The organism is Stenotrophomonas sp. CFBP 13718 (assembly GCF_014842145.1).
Taxonomy (GTDB): Bacteria; Pseudomonadota; Gammaproteobacteria; order Xanthomonadales; family Xanthomonadaceae; genus Stenotrophomonas.
The window spans coordinates 1-20,643 of the sequence record NZ_JACYVC010000012.1 but is presented as its reverse complement, the minus strand read 5'-3'; the positions used below and the strand labels follow the sequence as shown (position 1 = coordinate 20,643).

14 protein-coding genes are annotated in these 20,643 nt (G+C 67.6%); 13 read left to right on the top strand and 1 reads right to left on the bottom strand.

Annotation, left to right across the window (positions count from 1 at the left end):
- The first annotated feature begins 126 nt into the window (after nt 1–126).
- Genes glgA through glgX form a run of 7 tightly spaced genes read left to right on the top strand, consistent with a single transcriptional unit; the run spans nt 127 to nt 12,388 of the window.
- Nucleotides 127–1,668, top strand: a complete 1,542-nt coding sequence (gene glgA, locus IFT58_RS16070) for a glycogen synthase GlgA (protein WP_274602774.1) — start codon at nt 127–129, stop codon at nt 1,666–1,668.
- Nucleotides 1,665–3,899, top strand: a complete 2,235-nt coding sequence (glgB, locus tag IFT58_RS16065) for a 1,4-alpha-glucan branching protein GlgB (RefSeq protein WP_192096101.1) — start codon at nt 1,665–1,667, stop codon at nt 3,897–3,899. Before glgA ends, glgB begins: the two co-directional genes overlap by 4 nt.
- Nucleotides 3,896–5,638, top strand: coding sequence for a malto-oligosyltrehalose trehalohydrolase (treZ, locus tag IFT58_RS16060; protein WP_192096099.1), 1,743 nt, complete (start codon nt 3,896–3,898; stop codon nt 5,636–5,638). Before glgB ends, treZ begins: the two co-directional genes overlap by 4 nt.
- Nucleotides 5,635–7,524, top strand: a complete 1,890-nt coding sequence (malQ, locus tag IFT58_RS16055; protein ID WP_192096098.1) for a 4-alpha-glucanotransferase — start codon at nt 5,635–5,637, stop codon at nt 7,522–7,524. The genes treZ and malQ overlap by 4 nt, the downstream gene beginning before the upstream one ends.
- The gene (gene treY, locus IFT58_RS16050; RefSeq protein WP_192096096.1) at nt 7,521–10,088 is read left to right on the top strand and encodes a malto-oligosyltrehalose synthase; all 2,568 of its coding nucleotides are present in this window, start codon (nt 7,521–7,523) and stop codon (nt 10,086–10,088) included. Before malQ ends, treY begins: the two co-directional genes overlap by 4 nt.
- Nucleotides 10,078–10,296 (top strand): DUF2934 domain-containing protein, encoded by a 219-nt coding sequence (locus tag IFT58_RS16045; protein WP_192079624.1) that lies wholly within the window; start codon nt 10,078–10,080, stop codon nt 10,294–10,296. The genes treY and IFT58_RS16045 overlap by 11 nt, the downstream gene beginning before the upstream one ends.
- Entirely contained in the window at nt 10,262–12,388 is a 2,127-nt protein-coding gene (gene glgX, locus IFT58_RS16040) for a glycogen debranching protein GlgX (protein WP_342029573.1), read from the top strand. The genes IFT58_RS16045 and glgX overlap by 35 nt, the downstream gene beginning before the upstream one ends.
- Before the next feature lie 68 nt (nt 12,389–12,456).
- Here glgX and atpC read toward each other — a convergent pair whose 3' ends face one another.
- Nucleotides 12,457–12,912: an ATP synthase F1 subunit epsilon gene (atpC, locus tag IFT58_RS16035; RefSeq protein WP_192096092.1), complete on the bottom strand. Its 456-nt coding sequence runs from the start codon at nt 12,910–12,912 to the stop codon at nt 12,457–12,459.
- Nucleotides 12,913–13,061: 149 nt separating this feature from the next.
- On the opposite strand from atpC, the gene IFT58_RS16030 reads away from it, so the two are divergent.
- From IFT58_RS16030 to IFT58_RS16005, 6 genes are all read left to right on the top strand, one after another.
- Nucleotides 13,062–13,517 (top strand): response regulator, encoded by a 456-nt coding sequence (locus IFT58_RS16030; protein WP_249404986.1) that lies wholly within the window; start codon nt 13,062–13,064, stop codon nt 13,515–13,517.
- A 7-nt stretch (nt 13,518–13,524) separates the two neighbouring features.
- Nucleotides 13,525–15,519, top strand: coding sequence for an HWE histidine kinase domain-containing protein (locus IFT58_RS16025; RefSeq protein WP_192096090.1), 1,995 nt, complete (start codon nt 13,525–13,527; stop codon nt 15,517–15,519).
- A 553-nt stretch (nt 15,520–16,072) separates the two neighbouring features.
- Entirely contained in the window at nt 16,073–16,765 is a 693-nt protein-coding gene (locus IFT58_RS16020; RefSeq protein ID WP_192096088.1) for a YjjG family noncanonical pyrimidine nucleotidase, read from the top strand.
- A gap of 105 nt (nt 16,766–16,870) precedes the next feature.
- Nucleotides 16,871–17,290 carry a host attachment family protein gene (locus IFT58_RS16015; RefSeq protein WP_192079614.1) on the top strand — a complete coding sequence of 140 codons (420 nt, stop codon included), beginning with the start codon at nt 16,871–16,873 and terminating at the stop codon, nt 17,288–17,290.
- Between the two features lie 4 nt (nt 17,291–17,294).
- Entirely contained in the window at nt 17,295–17,621 is a 327-nt protein-coding gene (locus IFT58_RS16010; protein ID WP_192079611.1) for a thioredoxin family protein, read from the top strand.
- Between the two features lie 86 nt (nt 17,622–17,707).
- A complete protein-coding gene (locus IFT58_RS16005) occupies nt 17,708–20,065 on the top strand; it encodes a GH92 family glycosyl hydrolase (RefSeq protein WP_192096086.1) in 2,358 nt (785 codons plus the stop codon).
- Nucleotides 20,066–20,643 lie beyond the last annotated feature (578 nt).

The window sequence follows — 20,643 nt, the reverse complement described above, 5'->3', positions numbered from 1 at the left end:
GGGGGTATAGATTCAACCCAAGAGCTTCGCCAGCGTCCCCCACGCCCGCGCCGATTCCGATAACCACCACGCAGCTCCCCCGGGCTGCAGGGTGCACCCACCTGCACGCCCCATCGAGCACGCCCCATGAGCAGCATTCCCCCGTTCAAACGCCCGCAATCCCTCTCCAGCGCGCGCAAGGCGAGCCAGCGCTCGCGCCAGCGCGACCTGCGTGGACGCTTCACCCCGGCCATGACGGTCGTGGAATGCGGTGAGCCGGTCCTGTTCGTTGTCTCGGAGATGGCCGATTTCATCAAGGCAGGCGGATTGGGCGATGTCGCCGCCTCGCTGCCGCGCGCGTTGCGGGGTGCGTGTGATGTGCGCGTCCTGATTCCGGGCTACCCGGACGTGCTGGCGCGGCTGCCGACGATCGAGGTGGTCGGCAGTGTGGCACCGCGTGGCCATCTGCCGGCCAGTCGGATTGGTCGTGCCCTGCAGTCCGATGGGCTGCCGATCTACGTGCTGCTGAACGGGCCGCTGTTCGATCGCAAAGGCTCGCCTTACGTGGATGAAGCCGGCAAGGAGTGGAAAGACAATGCGATCCGCTTCGCGACCCTGTCGCACGCCGCCGCGGAGATCGCGGCCGGCCGCACCGGCATGGACTGGACGCCGGGCCTGCTGCATCTCAACGATTGGCCGACGGCGCTTGCAGCGGCGTATGTGCGCTGGGATGCCACGCCGGTGGCAACCCTGCTGACCATCCACAATCTCGCTTACCAGGGACTGTTCCCGTATGCGCTGGCCGAGGCCATCGGCGTACCGGCGGAACATCTGGAAGAAATGCATTTCTTCGGCCACATGTCCTACCTGCAAGCGGGCATCGTCAATGCCACGCGCCTGAACACCGTCAGCCTGCGCTACGCCGAGCAGATCACCGCGCCGGCCGATGGCTGCGGGCTGGACGAACTTCTGGCACGCCGCGCGGCAGGCGGGCACCTCAGTGGCATCGTCAACGGCATCGACGCCAGCTGGGATCCGCGCTCGGATCGGCACCTGTCCGCGCATTTCAGCGTGCAGGCCTGCGACGGCCGGGCGGAGAACGCGGCCAGCGTGCGTCGGGCCTTCGGCCTGCGTGACAGTGACGGTCCGCTGTTCGCGGTGGTCAGTCGCCTCGTGCACCAGAAGGGCCTGGACATCACCTGCGACGTCGCACCGCAGATCGTCGCGGCCGGTGGCCAGTTGGTCGTCATCGGCGGCGGCGAGCCGCAGGTCGAGGACGAAGTGCGCGCGCTGGCCCAGCGTTTTCCCGGCCAGGTCGGCGCCTGGATCGGCTTCGATGAACAACTGGCGCGGCAGATGTTCGCGGGCGCGGACTTCCTGTTGATGCCTTCCCGCTTCGAACCCTGCGGCCTCAGCCAGATGTACGCCCAGCGCTTCGGCTGCCTGCCCATCGCCCACGCTACCGGCGGCCTGGTGGATACCGTCGATGACGGGGTGACCGGCTTCCTGTTCCACGAGCCGACGGCCAACGTGATGCGCCGCTGCGTCGAGCGCGCACTGCGTACGTTCCGCATGCCCGCTTTGCTGCAGTCCATGCAGCGCGCCGCGATGCTGCGGCCCAGCGGCTGGGACATCGCCGGGCGCCAATACCTGGATCTGTACCGCCAGGCCCGGCAGGTGGCTGCATGATGGCGCTGGACGCGACCCTGCATCCTGCCAACCCGCAGCCCGATGAACCGAACGAGCCCGCGGCGCACCTGCCGGCCGAGTTGACCGCGCTGCTGCGGGGCGAGCCGGCGGACCCCTTTGCCTGGCTCGGCGTGCATGGCGATGGACGCGGCGGCCATGTACTGCGCGTGCTGCTGCCGGGCGCACGCGCGGTGCATGCGCGCATCGCCGGCCAGGCGACCGAGGTCAGCCTGTCCGCGGTGCAGGGCGAAGGCTTGTTCCAGGCAGAGGTGCCCAACGCGGGGCTGGCCCTGCTGCGCATCCAGTGGCCCGATGGCGAGCAGATCGTGCATGATCCGTATGGCTTTTGGCCCCTGCTCAGTGATACCGCGCTGCGCGGCGTCGCGGCCGGTGACGGCGAGGCGATGCGCGCGCTCGGTGCGCTGCCGCAGCAGGTCGATGCCATCGATGGCGTGCGGTTCGCGGTGTGGGCCCCGAATGCGCGGCGTGTCGCCGTGGTGGGGGAATTCAACAGCTGGGATGGACGTCGCCATCCCATGCGCCTGCGCCATGAGGCCGGCGTCTGGGAGATCTTCATCCCGGGGGTGCAGGTCGGCGCGCGCTACAAATTCCGTATCACCGGCGCGGACGGCCATGTGCTGGCGGACAAGGCGGACCCGATGGCGCGCTGGGCCGAACTGCCACCCGCGACGGCTTCACGCGTCGCCCCGATGGAGCCGCACGGCTGGAACGACGATGCGTGGATGCAGCAGCGCAGCCGCAACGAACATCGCCCGTTGTCCATCTATGAAGTGCACGCGGCCTCCTGGCAGCACGACGCCGACGGCGGTGCGTACGACTGGAATGCGCTGGGCGACCGCCTGATTCCGCACGTACACGATCTCGGCTTCACCCATATCGAGCTGTTGCCGGTCAGCGAGCATCCCTTCGGTGGTTCGTGGGGCTACCAGCCACTGGGCATCTATGCGCCGACCGCGCGCCATGGCAGCCCCGCCGACTTCGCCCGCTTCGTCGACCGCTGCCACCAGGCCGGGATCGGCGTGATCGTGGACTGGGTGAGTGCCCATTTCCCGACCGATGCACACGGGCTGGAACGCTTCGACGGGACGGCACTGTACGAGCACGCCGACCCGCGCGAAGGCTTCCATCAGGACTGGCATACGCTGATCTACAACTACGGCCGCAATGAAGTGGCCGGCTACCTGCTGGGCAGTGCCCTGGAGTGGATCGAACGTTTCCACATCGATGGGCTGCGCGTGGATGCAGTGGCCTCGATGCTGTACCGCGATTACAGCCGCAACGAGGGCGAGTGGGTCGCCAACGAGTACGGCGGGCGCGAGAACCTGCAGGCGAAGGCCTTCCTGCAGCGGATGAATGCCACGCTGCTGGAGCGCCATCCGCAGGTGATGGTGATCGCCGAAGAATCCACTGCGTGGCCGGGCGTGACCGCGCCGGTAGCGCAGGACGGATTGGGCTTCAGCCACAAGTGGAACATGGGCTGGATGCACGATTCGCTGAACTACATGCAGCACGATCCGATCCACCGGTGCCATCACCACAGTGAAATGACCTTCGGCCTGGTCTATGCGTTTTCCGAGCGCTACGTGCTGCCGTTGTCGCATGATGAAGTGGTGCACGGCAAAGGGTCGTTGCTGCTGCGGATGCCAGGCGACGAATGGCAGCGCTTCGCCAACCTGCGTGCGTATTACGCGCTCATGTGGGCGCACCCCGGCAGCAAACTGCTGTTCATGGGGGGCGAGTTCGGCCAGAGCCACGAGTGGAACCACGACGCATCGCTGGACTGGGAACAGGCCGGCAGGCCGCTGAACCAAGGCGTCGCGCGCCTGGTCGGCGATCTCAACCGGGTACTGCGGTCGCAGGCCGCGCTGCACCGCGACGAGCAGGACGAGCGCGGCTTCGCGTGGAGCGTCGGGGATGATCACCGCAACAGCGTGCTGGCCTTCATCCGTCATGATCCACATGGTCTGGCGCCGCCCTTGTTGGTGGTCAGCAACATGACCCCGGTACCGCGCCACGGGTACCGGGTCGGCGTGCCGCAGGGCGGTCGCTGGCGCGAGGTCCTCAACAGCGACAGCATGTTCTACGGCGGCAGCAATCTCGGCAACAGCGGGGTGCTGCAGTCGCAGGCCCAGCCGATGCACGGCCAACCCCATTCGCTGCAGTTGACACTGCCGCCCCTGTCCACGCTGTACCTGCAGGTCGACGCATGAGCGTAGCGGTCGCGGGGCGCCTCGGCGCATGGCCGATCGGCGACGGGTGTTATCAGTTCCGCGTGTGGGCACCGGATGCACGCGAGGTCGCGCTGGTGCTGGACGGCGATCTGCTGCAGATGCACGGGGAGGGGGACGGGTGCTTCAGCGTGGACGCCGCCGGCAGCGCCGGTGCGCCGTACCGGTACCGGATCGATGGCGACGAGCAGGTGCCCGACCCAGCGTCGCGCTGGCAGCCGCACGGGGTAGAGGGCGCAAGTGCGCTGCTGCCCGTCGACGGGCATGCGTGGAAAAGCGGGTGGACAGGTCGCGCGTGGCACGAGCTGGTGATCTACGAAGTGCATCTCGGCTGCAGTGGGGGCATCGAGGGCCTGCGCACCCAACTGCCTGCGCTGGCCGCGATGGGCATCACGGCGCTGGAGCTGATGCCCGTCGCGCAGTTCCCGGGACGCCGGAACTGGGGCTACGACGGGGTGTTCCCGTACGCTCCGGCCGAAGTCTACGGCCATCCCGATGCGCTCAAGGCGCTGGTCGATGACGCACACGCGCAGGGAATGGCCGTGCTGCTGGATGTGGTCTACAACCACTTCGGTCCGCAAGGCAATCTGCTGTCGCGCTACGCGTCCGCTTTTTTCCGCACCGATGCGCCCACGCCCTGGGGCGAAGCCATCGACTTCCGGCAGCCGCAGGTGCGCCGCTTCTTCATCGACAATGCGTTGATGTGGCTGCAGGAGTATCGCTTCGATGGCCTGCGCCTGGATGCGGTGCACACCATCGTACCCAACGATTTCCTTGCCGATCTGCAGCACAGCGTGCGCACGCATTGCGGCGCGGATCGGCCGATCCACCTTGTGCTTGAGAACGAGCGCAACCAGGCCCACTGGCTGCGCGCGGGCTTCCAGGCGCAGTGGAACGACGATTACCACAACGCCCTGCATGTGATGGTGACCGGGGAACGCGAGGGGTATTACGCGGACTACGCGGATCGCGCGGCCGAGCTGCTGGCTCGCTCGCTCGCCGAAGGGTTTGGCTGGCAGGGTGAGCGCAACCACAAGGGCGAGATGCGTGGCGAGCCGAGTGCGGATGTGTCGGCCGATCATTTCGTGATCTTCGCGCAGAACCATGACCAGATCGGCAACCGTGCTTTCGGTGATCGCCTGTGCACGCAGGTGACGCCGGCGGTCGCCTCCGCTGTCCAGGCGCTGACCCTCCTGACCCCGATGGTGCCGCTGGTCTTCATGGGGGAGCCGTGGCACGCGCGGCAGCCGTTCCAGTTCTTCACCGACTTCGCGCCGCCGCTGGACGAGGCCGTGCGCGAGGGCAGGCGTCGCGAGTTCGCCGGATTCGCGGCATTTTCTTCGCAGTCCGAGCGGGACCGCATACCGGATCCCAACGCGATTGCTACGTTTGAACGCTCGCGGGTCGCGCTGCCGCCGGCGGACGATGCCCTGGCCGCTGCGCATATCGAAGATTTCGCGGCGCTGCTGGCCGTGCGCAGGCGCTACCTGCAACCCGCGCTGGCGCATGCGCGCTCGCTGGGCGCCAGGGTACTGGGCCCGCAGGCCGTCCAGGCCGGCTGGCAGCTGCCCGAAGGACAGTGGTGGGTGGCATTCAATGCCGGCCCAGCGGACGTTGCGCATAGCCTGCCCGACGGCCAGGTGCTGCGTGCGCAGGGTGATGCGCAGGCGGCGCACCTCGCGGCCGGCGGCGGCATCCGCGTGCACTGGGTGGCGTCATGAGCCGCCCGGCACCCGGCGACGCTGACCTCCAGCGCCGCGCGGTGGACGCTGGCCTGCATCCGCACTGGACCGACGTCAGTGGCATCGAACGGACCGTCTCGCCGGAGGTGCTGGGCGCTGTGCTGGCCACCTTGCGAGGGGGAGCCGAGCAGTGCGCAGCGGACGCACCGCTGCTGACCACCGTATGCGGTCAGCCGCTCATCATTCCGGGTGCAGGCGACGCTGCGGCCCTCTGGCGCGCCGAGAGCGGTGAAGAGCAGCCGGCGCTGCGTGACAGCAGGGGCCGCTGGGGTGCGCCGCTGCAGCCCGGCTACTACGCGTGGCTGCAGGGCGGACGGCAGCAACGCGTTGCCGTATCGCCGGCACAGGCGTGGTTCCCGCACGCCGGTGCGTCCGTGCGACCGTGGGGCGCTGCGCTGCAGGTGCAGGGTCTGCGTGGCCAGGACGATGGCGGGATAGGCGACAGCACCGGTGCGCTTGCGTGGGGCAGGGCGCTGCGCCTGCACGGCGCTACGTCCATGGCACTGTCGCCGATCCACGCCAGCATGCCGATCACCGATGCCTACAGCCCATATTCGCCCAGTGACCGCCGCTGGCTCGAGCCCGTGCACGCCTCACCGGTCCAGGTGCTTGCCGAGGCCGCCGCCGCAGTCCGGCATGCCGACCCCGTTCTCGATCAGACGCTGGCACGACATGAAGCAGCGACGCTGATCGACTGGCCAGCCGCCGCTGCAGCGAAATGGCAGTGGATCGGCCGGTTGCCTGCGTGGCTGCAGACGCAGCAGCCCGCGCAATGGCAGTCCATCGAAGCCGGAATGCAGGCGCTCGGCGATGATCTGCTGCACTGGAGCCAGCAGACGGCCGCGTTGTCGCGCACGCCGGCTTCGCTGCTCGCTTTCGGGCAATGGCTGGCGCAGGCAAGCTGGCGCCAGGCGCAGCAGCAGGTGCGCAGCGAGGGCATGCAGATCGGCCTGATCGCAGACCTCGCCGTGGGCTTCGACCCGTCCGGCATCGAGGCACTGGCCAATGCCGATGCGGTGCTGCGGGGCCTGGAACTGGGTGCACCACCGGACGCCTTCAATCCGCACGGACAGGCGTGGGGCATCACCGGCTATTCGCCGCTGGCCCTGCGCGCGCAGGGCTACGCGCCGTTCATCAGCCTGCTGCGCGCCGTCATGGCGGAGCGGGGCGGGGTCCGCATCGACCACATCCTGGGACTGCGGCGCTTGTGGGTCGTGCCGCGGGGGGCGGGCGCCGGCCAAGGCGTCTACCTCGATCAGCCGTTCGACGACCTGCTCAACCTGCTGGTGCTTGAATCCTGGCGTCACCGTTGCCTGGTGATCGGCGAAGACCTGGGCGTGGTGCCGCCCGGCATCCGCGACGCACTCGCATCGCGGGGCGTGCTGGGTCTGGACGTGCTGGCCTTCAGCCGTGACGAGAAGGGCGTGTGGCCGCCAGCGCGCTGGCGCGAAACCGCCGTGGCGATGACCTCGACCCATGATCTGCCACCGCTCGCCGGCTGGTTGCGCGGTACCGACCTGGCGTGGCGACAGCGGCTTGGCTGGAACGACGAATCCGCCACCCGCACGGCACGGCAGCAACGCCAACGCGACGTGCAGCAGCTGGCCGAGCGGGTCGCTGACGAAGGCCTGGACAGCGGCGACCTGCAACGCGACGCCCTTGCGCTGACGGCGCGCTCGCCGGCGCGCCTCGCCCTGTTGCCGCTGGAAGATGCGCTGGGGCTGGAAGAACAACCGAACCTGCCGGGCACCACCAGCGAACACCCGAACTGGCGCCGACGGGTTCCCTTGCACCTTGATGAAAGCGCGGTCAGCGCGCGCCTCGCCGCCTTTGCGGGCCAGCGGGGTAAAGAGAGCACCCCATGAACACCTTACGCGCTACGGTCCGCCTGCAACTGCATGCGGGTTTCGACTTCGACGCGGCAGCGGCACAGGTCGACTATTACGCCCGTCTTGGCATCAGTCATCTGTATCTGTCGCCGGTGGCGCAGGCTGCCGCCGGCTCGACCCACGGCTATGACAACACGGACCCCACCCGCATCAGCGCCGAGCTGGGCGGGGAAGCGGGGTTCGCCCGTTTGTCCCAGGCCGCGCAGGCGCACGGCATGGGCATCGTGCTCGACATCGTGCCCAACCACATGGCGGCCAGCCCGGCGAATCCGTGGTGGCACGACGTGCTTCGGCACGGTCGTCGCAGCGCGTACGCCGACTGGTTCGACATCGAGTGGGACGCGCCCGGCTGCGAAGGCAAGGTGTGGTTGCCGGTGCTGGACCGTCCGCTGGATGCCGCACTGGCAGAAGGTGCGGTGACCCTGGAGGTGGGCAGCGAAGGCCCCGAACTGCGGCACCACGAGCTGCGGTTGCCGCTGTCGCCACTCAGCCATCCCGCACCGGCGGACAGCTGGGAAACGTGGACCGAACGGTGCAGGCGATCGCCGGCGCGGCTGCATGACCTGCTGCAGCGCCAGGCGTATCGGCTGGCGTGGTGGCGCACGGGCGCGGACGTGGTGAACTATCGCCGCTTCTTCGATATCAGCGGGCTGGTAGCGCTGCGCGTGGAGCGCGATGAGGTCTTCGATGCAGTGCATGCCTTGCCGCTCCGGCTGGTGCGCGAGGGCCGCGTGCAGGGCCTGCGCATCGACCATGTCGATGGCTTGGCCGACCCCGCCGGCTACCTGCGCCGGCTGCGCTTCGCACTGGACGCTGCAGGCGCGGCCGCAGGCCAGGCGCCGGGCACCTTGACCCTGTACGTGGAAAAGATCCTCGCCGATGGTGAGGCCCTGCCGGAAGACTGGTGCTGTGACGGCAGCACCGGTTATGACTTCATGGACCAGGTGGGTGCGGTGCTGCATGCCGAGGGCAGTGAACCCGCCCTGCAGGCGCTGTGGCAGTCCGCCAGCCGGGATGCGCGCCACTTCGATGCGGTGCAGCGGCAGGCACGCCAGCAGGTCCTGGACGGCTCGTTGCGGCCTGACCTGGATCGGTTCCTGCGCCAACTACAGGCCCTGACAGGGGACGATGCAGCCACTGCCGACCTCACCCCCGGCATGTTCGCCCGGGCAACATCCGCGCTGCACGTGCACTTCCCGGTTTACCGCACACACGGCTTGCGCTCGCAGGCCGACCACGGGTGGATGCAACGCGCCCGCGAGGCCGCAGCGGGCAGCCTGGATGAAGCCGAGCGCAGTGCACTGCAACGCATCGTCAGCCTGCTCGCGGCGGACACGCCGGAAAGTGCCGCCCTGCGGACCCGCTTCGAACAGGTGGCCGCACCGCTCAACGCGAAGGCCGTGGAGGACACGGCCTTCTATCGACATGCGCGCATGCTGTCACGCAATGAGGTGGGCAGCGATCCCGCGCGCATCGCGCTGCCGCCCGCCGCCTTCGTGGCCCTGGCGCAGGAACGCGGCACGCACTGGCCGCAGGCCTTGCTGGCGGTCGCCACGCACGATCACAAACGGGGCCCGGATGCGCGCTGTCGGCTGGCCGCGCTCAGCTGGAATGTGGCGGTGTGGCAGGAACAGGTGGCGCACTGGAACACGCTGGCCGAACAGGCGGGACACCCGTGTCCCTTGCCAGGCGCCGAGACGCTGATGCTGTGGCAGACGCTGCTGGGCAGCTGGCCGCTGCGGGCCGAGGCCGTACAGTCCGCTTACTTCGAGCGGGTCGGTGACTGGCTGCGCAAGGCGTTGCGGGAGGGCAAACGGGTCAGTCGTTGGTCTGCGCCGGACGAAGTGGCCGAACAGGCCGCGCTGCAGTGGATCGAGTGGCTGGGCAGCCACCCCGCGGCGGGCGAACTGCGTTCGGCGATGGACGCCTTCGTGCGCAGTATCGCGCCGATGGGCGCGCGGCTGGGTCTGGCGCAGCTCGCCCTGCAGCTGGGCTGCCCCGGCGTGCCCGATCTGTATCAGGGCAACGAAGGATGGGATTTCAGCCTGGTCGATCCAGACAACCGACGCGCCGTGGACCACGAGCAGCGCAGGGAGTGGCTGACCGACACGACACCGTGGGCCGCTGGCCTGCAGGAATGGACTGACGGGGCGCCCAAGGCGCTGATGCTGGCGGCGATGCTGCAGCATCGCGCGCGCCATCCCGACCTTTACCGCCATGCACCGCTTCGCCAGCTGGCAGTGAAGGGCGATGACGCGGTCATGGCGCTGCTCCGGGAGCACGACGGCGAGGCCGTGCTGCTGCTGGTGGACCGATGCGGTGCGCTGGAGCGCGCGGAGGGAATGGACGGCCTGCGCTGCGCCCGACCGTCCCACGCGGTACTGCAGGACATGGACGACCGGTTGCGCGCACGGCCGTGGCGCAATCTGCTGGATGGGCGACGCCTGGCGTCGACGGACATTGACCGACCGGGTGCACTGCTGGATGGCGGCCCGGTCGCGGTATGGGTAACTGAAACGGGAGAAGAACGTGGACGATAAGGAACGGGACGAACGCACGGCGGCGCTGGCCCACCAGATATGGGAAGCCGAAGGGCGTCCTGATGGGCAGCAGCTGCGCCACTGGCACATGGCCCAGCGCCTGGTCCAGGCCGACATGACCGTCATGAAGGGTGTCCGCGACAGCGAGCCCGATCCGGCTGCGTCGCCCGCCGATGTCACGGCGGAGGCGGGAGATGGCCACGCGTAAGTGGACGCAGACATCGCGTGTACGCGAAGGCCGACCCTACCCGCTGGGCGCGACGTGGGACGGACTCGGTGTCAATTTCGCCCTGTATTCGCGGCATGCCACCCGGGTCGAGCTGTGCCTGTTCGATGCGCGCGGCCGCGAGCGCGAACGCATCGCGCTGCCCGAGTACACCGACGAGATCTGGCACGGCTACCTGCCCGATGCGCGGCCGGGGCAACGCTACGGGTACCGGGTGCACGGCCCGTATGCGCCGGAAGCGGGGCACCGCTTCAACCCCAACAAATTGCTGCTGGACCCCTATGCCAAGCAGATCGTCGGCGAGCTGAAGTGGGCACCCCATCTGTTCGGCTACACGATCGGCCACCGCGACCGTGACCTCAGCTTCGACCGGCGCGACAGCGCCGCCTACATGCCGCGCTGCGCGGTGGTCGACCCGGCCTTCAGCTGGGGCAATGAACGCGCGCCTGCCACCGCGTGGGACCACACGGTGATCTACGAGGCCCACGTGCGCGGGCTGACCATGCGTCATCCTGCGATCCCCGTTGAAGACCGCGGCACGTTCTCCGCCCTGCGCCACGACGCGATGGTCGATCACCTGAAACACCTGGGTGTCACTGCCATCGAGCTGCTGCCGGTCCATGCCTTCATCGATGACCAGCATCTGCTTGAGCAGGGGCTGCGCAATTACTGGGGCTACAACTCCATCGGCTTCTTTGCCCCACACCCGCGCTATCTGTCGCTGGGTACGGTGGCCGAGTTCAAGCAGATGGTCGCCCGCATGCACCACGCCGGGCTGGAAGTCATCCTGGACGTGGTCTACAACCACACCGCCGAAGGCAACGAGCTCGGGCCCACGCTGTCGTTCAAGGGCATCGACAACGCCAGCTACTACCGGCTGGCCGACGACCGACGGTTCTACATCAACGATACCGGTACCGGCAACACGTTCGATCTGACCAATGCCGGCGCCTTGCGGATGGTGATGGATTCCCTGCGCTACTGGGTCACCGAGATGCGGGTGGACGGATTCCGCTTCGACCTGGCGACCATCCTCGGCCGGGAGAAGCACGGCTTCGATCCGTCATGCAGCTTCCTCGACGCCGTGCGACAGGACCCGTTGCTCAGCCAGGTGAAACTGATCGCCGAACCCTGGGACATCGGCCCGGGGGGTTACCAGCTGGGGGCGTTCGCGCCCGGCTGGGCAGAGTGGAACGACCGCTTCCGTGATACGGCGCGTGCCCTGTGGCGTGGCGACGGCGGACAGCTGCCCGGCTTCGCCGCGCGCTTCACCGGCTCGGCCGATCTGTTCGACCACCACGGCCGACGACCGTCGGCCAGCATCAACTTCATCACCGCGCATGACGGGTTCACGCTGCATGACCTGGTCAGCTATGCACACAAGCACAACGATGCCAACGGTGAGCAGGGCCGTGATGGCCACGGCCACAACCTGTCCAGCAACCACGGCGTGGAAGGCGAAACCGACGATCCGGTGATCCGCGGCGTGCGTGCACGGCAGATGCGCAACCTGCTGGCCACCCTGCTGCTTTCGCAGGGCACGCCGATGCTGTTGGCAGGCGATGAGTTCGGTCACTCCCAACGCGGCAACAACAATGTCTATTGCCAGGACAACGAACTGGCGTGGATAGACTGGGAACGCGCAGGCCAGCCACCGGCACAGGCACAGGCAGCGTTCGTGCGTCGCCTGCTGGCCCTGCGTCGTCGCTACGGCCTGCTGCGCAGGAACCGCTTCCTGCGCGAAGGCGACCTTGCGGGCGATATCCACTGGCTGCGCCCCGACGGCGCGCCCATGCAGCCGGCGGACTGGCACGACAGCGAGGGCAGGGGGCTGGTGATCGTGCTCGACGGGCACAGCGTGGACAACGCTGCGAGCGATACCGGTCGCCATCTCAGCCTGGCCTTGCTGATCAATGCAGAGGCCGAGCCGCAGCCGTTCCGCGCAATCCTGCACGAGGCCGAATTCCGCAAGGTGCTGCTGCAGACGCCGGAGGTGGCGCTGCAGCCGGACGAATCCGGTGTGTGGTTGATGCCCGCATACAGCCTCTGCCTGCTCGCAGCCAGCAGCAGCTGAACCACCTGCATCGGCACGCCAGTCGGTCACCGCGCTTATCTGCGGGTCGTGATCGGCTTGGCGGCCGCTCAGCGATGGCGGAGCGGACGGCGCAGGTGGGCGAGGTGGGCGACCAGTTCAGCGTGCACAGCACCATAGCGGTCGTCGGTGAGGGCCGCAGCCAGCGGCGAGGTCGCCAGCTGGCGGGCTTCGTCGGCACGTGCTGCGTCCAGTGCGCTGCTGCGTGAAGCGAGGTCGGCCAGCACGATGACCTGGTCAGGCTGCACCTCCAGGTAGCCGCCGGTCACATGGATGTCCACGGGCGTTTCGCCTTGCTCGGGAAACAGGCGGACCAGACCTTCGCGCAACGGCACCAGCAGGGGCAGGTGGCCTGCCATGATCCCCAACCGCCCCTCTGCACAGGGGACGCTGGCTTCGCGCACCCGCCCTTCCCAGCATGCGCCCGTCAGGCTGATGACCTGCAAGGGGAAGCTTGTCGTTGACTGGGCGACGGCGGCGGGCACGAGCGGAGCGGCGGCAGTCATGGATATCGCCTTTCGACAGAGGTGACGTACAGCGTCCTCGTTTCGAGCCCACGGCGCTGTGATCTGACGCAAATCGCGCAATCACCGCTGCCGAACCCATCCCTCACGTTGCGTTGCCCTGCATCTGCAGCATCATCCACCCCATACCCATGGCAGCACCGCGCAGCGCATTCAACGAGCGCGCGCACAAGCAGGAGGAACGCGTGACGGGAACGATGAAGGACACAGGCGGGCTGGACGGCAAGCGGGTGCTGGTTGCCGAGGACGAGTACAACATCGCCATGTTCCTCGTGGAATACCTGCAGATGCAGGGTGTGGAAGTAGTAGGCCCGGCTGGAAACCTGAAAAAACTGGGCGAGCTGGTGGACGAGCAGGAGATCGACGGTGCCCTGCTGGACATCAACCTGGGCGGTGAGTTGGTGTACCCGCTCGCGGACCGGCTTGCTGAACGCAATATTCCTTTCGTGCTCACGTCCGGCTACGACGACAACGTGCCGGAGCGCTTCTCCGACACCCCGCGCTGCGGCAAGCCCTACCGGCTGGAAGCGCTGACGCGCATCCTGCAGACCGCGATGGGTCCGCCGACTGCGATCCCGGGTGGGTGACACCCCCATGGCGAGCCAGACGGACCCCTCCCTGTACCGCACCGACGGCCAGCGACGAGCGCCCGGCACGCGGGTGAAGGACCGCAGCGGTATTGGCATGGCCGACCGCATCAGACAGCACGATTGGACCGCCTGCCCATTGGGTCCTCAGGCCGTATGGCCGCCCCACCTGCAGGCCACGGTGGATCTCATGGCGGCCCATGGCTTCCCGATGATCGTGCTGTGGGGCACTGATCTGCTGCAGATCTACAACGACGGGTATGCCGAGATCATGGCGGAAAAGCATCCGGCCGGCCTGGGGCAGCCTACCGCCGAGTGCTGGCCCGAGGTGTGGCACATCAACGGGCCGATCTACGACCGGGTGTGGCAGGGCGAAACCCTCGTATTCTCCGACAAATGCTATCCGTTGCACCGGCGTGGCGCGCTGCAGGATGTCTGGTTCACCATCACCTACAGCCCGCTGCGCGACGGTCACGGTGACATCGAGGGCGTGCTGGTCACCATGTTCGACACCACCGCCGAGCATGTCGCGCGCGTGGAGCGCGAACGGTCAGAGGCCGAGCTGCGTCTGAGCAACGAGCGCCTGCGTCTCAATGAAGAGCGCTTCCGGCAGTTTGCTGCGGCCTCGTCCGATGTGCTGTGGATACGCGACGCCGATACGCTGGCTGCCGAGCTGCAGAGCACCGCCTTCGATGCGGTGTACGGCATCGCCGCTGACGAGGCGGCCTGCGAGCTGCGGGAGTGGGCGGCACGCGTGGTGCCCGACGACCGGGACGCCGCGATCGGCACGCTGCGCGACGTCCGCGACGGCACCCGGCGCGTACATGAATTCCGCGTGTTACGGCCGTCCGATGGCCAGTTCCGTTGGATCCGCGACACCGTTTTTCCGCTGTTCGATGCGCAGGGGCGGGTGACCCGCATCGCGGGAATATCCAGTGACGTGACCGACGAACGCCGCTGGACCGAGCACCAGAGCGTGCTGGTGGCCGAACTGCAGCACCGTGTCCGCAACATCATGGCCACCATCGGATCGATCACGCTGCGGACGCGCGAGTCGGCGACCAGCGTGGAGGACTATGCGCAGCGGTTGTCGGGCCGGGTGATGTCCCTTGCGCGCACGCAGGCGCTGCTGACGCGTGCAGCGAACGTGGGCATCGATCTGCGCACCTTGCTGACCGACGAACTGGGCTCGCACGCGGCGACCGGGTCGCGGGTGGTGCTGCGTGGGCCATCGACCGTGGTGCCACCGAAGGCCGCCGAAGTGCTGTCGCTGGCGATCCATGAGTTGGCCAGCAATGCGGTACGCCACGGTGCATTGCGCGAGCCGAGCGGGCGGGTCGACGTGACCTGGTCGCTGCGCGAAGGGGGGCCGGAACGGTGGCTGGACGTGCGCTGGCGGGAGACCCATGCGCCGCGCGACGACTGGCAGCAGCCACGTCGCCGTGGTTTCGGGACGGCGCTGGTGGAAGAGCGCATTCCGTACGAGCTGGACGGAGAGGGCCACCTGCGCATGAGCCCGGACGGCACCGAGGCGCATATTTCGTTCCCCCTGCGCCAGCGTGACAGCATCCTGCAGACCGACGCGCCGAGCAGTGCCGGCGTGGGCGGTGGATCGGTCGACCTGGGCGATGCGGCGCTGCTGGCCGGCTGCCGGGTGCTGGTGGTCGAGGACGATTTCTATCTGGCGCACGACACCGCCGCGGCCCTGCGCAGCGCCGGTGCCGAGGTCGATGGCCCCCATTCGTCGGCCGCCACCGCGCTGCATGCATTGTGCACGGGCCACGTGGATGCTGCGGTGGTCGATCTCAACCTCGGACGGGGAGCAGAGGCGTCCCTGATGAAGGCGCTGCAGGCGGCGGGTCTGCCTTATGTGGTGGTCACCGGCTATGACGACACCGTCGAAAGCGGGATGGAGGCCGCCTGCGTGCGCCTGCAGAAGCCGGCCGCTGCGGCGAGCACCGCCCGCGCCCTGGCCGGGTTGGTCCGGCAGCGGCGCCACTGAGCCCCATGCGCGATTCCTGAAAGCTGCGTGCGTCCGCGCCTGTTTCAATAGCCCTGCGTCGCCGGTATCGGGACGCACCCTCACGCAGTCGTTGGCAACGGGGTTATGGCTGTATGAAGCAAAGAGGAGGCGTTGCGGACGCGGGTTCGAGTCCCGCCAGCTCCACCACGTGAGTATTGGGGGGCCAATGCTCAGCTGAAGGGGCTGTATTGGTTTCGACGTGGCGAGTAATCAGCGTGGACAGCTCGGGAGGCGACCGACGTTACCGGCGCAAAAACCATAATCGCCAGTAACGACGATTATCGTCAGGTCCTTAAAGCGGCCTGATCCACGCAAGCGCACGTGGTCATCGAACGCGCAGGCACCCCGTCGGCAACGACGGGGTGTTTTTTTTGTCCAATCAGACGCAGCTGCGTCAGCCCTCGCGGAGCGGTGCTCGTCCAGCAAGGGGCAAATCTGACAGCGTCGGCGGCATCCCGGTGGTAGGTGTTGCCCTGTGCACCGCACGCATCGGGGTGCTAGCCTGCAGCTCCTACGAACCACGCTGCACCGCATGAAATACCGCCTGTTCCTGCTCGATCTGGATGACACGCTGCTGGATTTCAGGGCCTCGGAGCGGCTTTCTTTCAAGCGCATGCTCGCCAGTCTTGGGGTGCCCGATACGGCAGAGGCGGTGTTTGCGGACTACCAGGGGATAAACCGGGAGCTGTGGGCCGCGCTGGAACAAGGTGAGATCAGCAAGGATGTGCTGAAGGTCGAGCGCTTCCGCCGGCTGTTCGCGCTGCATGGCATCGATGCCGATCCGCGCAGGGCAAGTGATTCCTATCTGGACTGGCTGCCGCAGACGGTGGTCCTGATCGACGGCGCACGTGCGCTGTGCGATGCATTGGCCGCGCAGGGCGAGATCGGCATCATCACCAACGGCATCGAGCAGGTGCAGTCGCGGCGCATCGCCGTATCCGGCCTCGCAGATCGCATCAGTTTCGTTGCCACGTCCGAGGCCTGTGGACACGCCAAGCCGGATGAGCGCTTCTTCGCCTTCAGCACCGCGATGGCGCGCCGGTTCGTCAAGTCGCAGACGGTCATCATCGGTGACCGCCTGGAGGCGGATGTGCTGGGCGCGAACCGTTACGGCATCGACAGCTGCTGGTTCAATCCCGCACGGCTGCCGAACGACGGCAGTGCGACCCCCACGCTTGAAGTGCACGCGCTGCGCGACATCCCGTCACGTTTCGCGGCCTGCTGAGGTTGGGAAATGCACGGTACGCACACACCGGGCACGCAGGATCCTTACATCCGTGTCTCTACGGTGGTGACTACTTTCCTGATCACCTCAAGCGGAGCACACGCCATGACCGAGCACACCCCCATTCCCGAAGGTACCCTGATCGTCGTGGCCGACGGCGGTTCTGCGCGCGTGTTCACCAACGTCGGCAGCAAGACGGAGTTGAAGCTCAAGCAGCAGGATGAGCTGGTGCTGCGTGATGTCAGTGATGCCGGTGTATCCGGGCAAGGCCCGTCGGGCGCGGTGCCGAAAGACATGACCATTTCACAGCTCAACGAAGCGACCTTTGCCAAGCAGTTGGCCGAGCAGCTCAACGATGATGCGTTGAACAACCGCTATGCGCACCTGGTGCTGATCGCCGACCCGCAGACGCTGGGACGTATCCGTCCGCAACTGCACAAAGAAGTGCAGTCGCGACTCGTACGCGACCTGGCGAAGGACTTCACCAACGCACCGCTGGAAGACATCCAGCGCGCACTGAGCTGACAGCATGCAGACCGCACCTGACACCGCGATGGCCAGCGAACCGACCCGCGCGCAGATTGATGCGGGCAGCGGCTGGCTGCTGCTGGAGTTTGGCGCGACCTGGTGCGGGCACTGCCAACTGGCCAAGCCGCTGGTCGCAGCGTTTGTGCAGCAGCGCGGCGTGCCGCATCAGTGGGTTGAAGATGGGAAGGGGCGGCCACTGGGTCGCTCCTTCAGCGTAAAACTGTGGCCGACGTTGATCCTGCTGCGCGACGGGCAGGAGGTAGGCCGGGTAGTGCGTCCCGCTGTCGCAGACGATCTCGACGCCTTGGCGGCAACGTTGGGGCGTTGAGGTTGGCATGTCGCGCGCAGGCGCGGCAGTGCAACATGCTGGCGTGCTTTCGTGATGCTAGGATCGACTCTCCTGAATCGATCTAAATGCCGACCATGGGAATCAGCGTGACGCGTCACTGGGTGGCCTGGGCTGCGGGCATCTGCCTGGCCACCGGCTCAAGCCTCACCAGCGCAGCCACGATCGGGGAGCGCGCGTTCGCCGCGGTGGACCCGTTCATCGGCACGGCCGGTGAGGGTCACACCTACCCCGGCGCCACGGTGCCGTTCGGCATGGTGCAATTGAGTCCGGATACCCGCATCCAGCCCCGCGAGAAAGCCTATGACTGGGCTGCTGGCTACCGCCATGACGACACCAGCATCGTCGGCTTCTCGCACACGCATTTCTCGGGCTCCGGGCATTCCGATCTGGGCGACGTGCTGTTGATGCCGTACACCGGCGATCCGGGCCTGGAGCGGGGCGATCCGGAGAAACCGCGTAGTGGCTATGCCTCCCGCTTCACGCACGACGACGAAAAAGCCGAGCCCGGCTACTACGCGGTCACCCTGGACGACTATCGCGTACGCGCCGAACTGACCACCAGCGAGCGCGTCGGTGTGCACCGGTATGCGTTCGCCAAGGGCGATGAAGCGAAGGTGCTGTTGGACCTTCGCACCAGCCTGTACGACTACCCCGGCAAGATCCTGTGGTCGCGCCTGCGGGTACGCGACGACGGCACCGTGACCGGATTCCGCGAAACGCGGGGCTGGGCGCCGGGTCGGCAGCTGTACTTCGCCCTGCGTTTCTCGCGGCCCCTGCAGGCGCATGCGCTGCACAATACGGAAACGGACATCGCCTACAAGGGGTTTCCGCCGCCGGGCCACGGGTCGCCGTTGCAGCGGGCGCAGATCGAAGGACGGCAGCTGGTGGCCACCTTCGACTTCGGCACGCTTCAGGGCCCGCTGGTGGTGAAGGTCGCGATTTCTTCGGTCAGTGAGGCCGGCGCGATCGCCAACCTGGATGCGGAGGTACCGGATTACGATTTCGACCGCGTGCGTGCCGAGGCCAGAAAGAAGTGGACCGACGCGCTGGGCGTCCTGGACATCGACGCACCGCGCGCCGACCAGCGCAGTGCCTACACGGCGCTGTACCACTCGCTGCTGGGCCCGACATTGTCGATGGATGTGGATGGGCAGTACCGCGGCCCCGACAATGCCGTGCATCGCGCTGAAGGCTTCCGCCACCATTCGACGTTCTCGTTGTGGGATACCTACCGCGCCCTGCATCCGCTGCTGACCCTGGTGCAGCCGGAGCAGCGCAACAGCGACTTCATCAATTCGCTGCTGGCCCACCAGCAGCACAGCCCCTACAGCATGCTGCCGGTGTGGTCGTTCCATGGCCAGGAAACGTGGTGCATGATCGGCTACCACGCGGTACCGGTGATCGCCGACGCGTACCTCAAGGGCATCCGTGGCTTCGATGCGGACAAGGCCCTGGAGGCGATGGTCGCGACCGCCAACCACGGCCCCTACGATGGCATCGCGCAGTATCGTGAGCTGGGGTGGGTGCCGATCGACGAAGAAGGCGAGGCGGCCAGCAAGACGCTGGAATATGCCTACGACGACTGGACCATCGCCCGCATGGCCGAGGCGATGGGGCGCAGCGACGTGGCCGCGACCTTCAACAAGCGCGCCGGCAACTGGAAACATGCGTTCGATGCGGAGACGGGTTTCATGCGGGCGCGCAAGCGCGACGGCAGCTTCCGTACGCCGTTTGATCCATCGGCGAGCGGTTACGGCACCGACTACACCGAGGGCAATGCATGGCAGTACTCCTGGTATGTGCCGCAGGACGTGCGGGGTCTGGCCGACGCACACGGTGGGGCCGACGCCCTGCTGGCCCGGCTGGACCAAGTGTTCGAGGCGAAGGTGGATCCGTCGGTGTTCGAGCACATGGAGGACATCACCGGTCTCATCGGCTGGTATGCACACGGCAACGAACCCAGCCATCACGTGGCCTACCTGTACGCCCACGCGGGGCAGCCCTGGCGCACGCAGGCACGCCTGAAGCAGATCATGGACACGCAGTACGCCGACCGTCCTGACGGGCTGGCCGGCAACGATGACCTGGGACAGATGTCGGCGTGGTACCTGTTCACGGCGTTGGGGTTCTATCCGGTGGCACCGGGCAGTGGCGAGTACATCATCGGCCGGCCGTTCCTGCCGAAGGCAGCGTTGCATCTGCCAAATGGCAAGACGTTCCGCATCGTCGCCGATGGATTGAAGGCCGGACACGCGTACGTCGGGTCCGTCACGCTCAACGGCACGCCGCTGCAGCGAGCGTTCCTGCGTCACGATGAGATCCTGGCAGGCGGCGAGCTGCGTTTCGTGATGCAGGCCGAGCCCAACACCGCATGGCCAGGGCAGGGCGCCGACGCCCCGTATTCGATGACCCGGGCAGAGTAAGGTCCCGGACGAAGGCGCCGCTGCGCTCGCCGAGCGTGGCTCGGCGCTACCGGGTAGGGCTCGTGCGTGGTGCCGTGGTAGCGCACGATCCGTGCTCGGCGGGATGCCGGCCACGTGCGGGGTGACGAAATGCGCCGCTGCGCTCGCCGAGCGTGGCTCGGCGCTACCGTTCCCATAACGCCCCGCAGCCCCGGCTACGCCGGCCACCGATGGATCCATCACCGTGCGACACCGGGTAGCGCCGAGCCGTGCTCGGCGGAATGCCGGCCACGTGCGGGGTGACGAAAGGCGCCGCTGCGCTCGCCGAGCGCGGCTCGGCGCTACCGTTCCCATAACGCCCCGCAGCCCCGGCTACGCCGCCCACCGATGGATCCATCACCGTGCGACACCGGGTAGCGCCGAGCCGTGCTCGGCGGAATGCCGGCTACGTGCGGGAGGACGAAAGGCGCCGCTGCGCTCGCCGAGCGTGGCTCGGCGCCACCGTTCCCACAACGCCCCGCGGCCCCGGCAACGCCGGCCATCGGCGGAATCCATCACCGTGCGACACCGGGTAGCGCCGAGCCATGCTCGGCGGAATG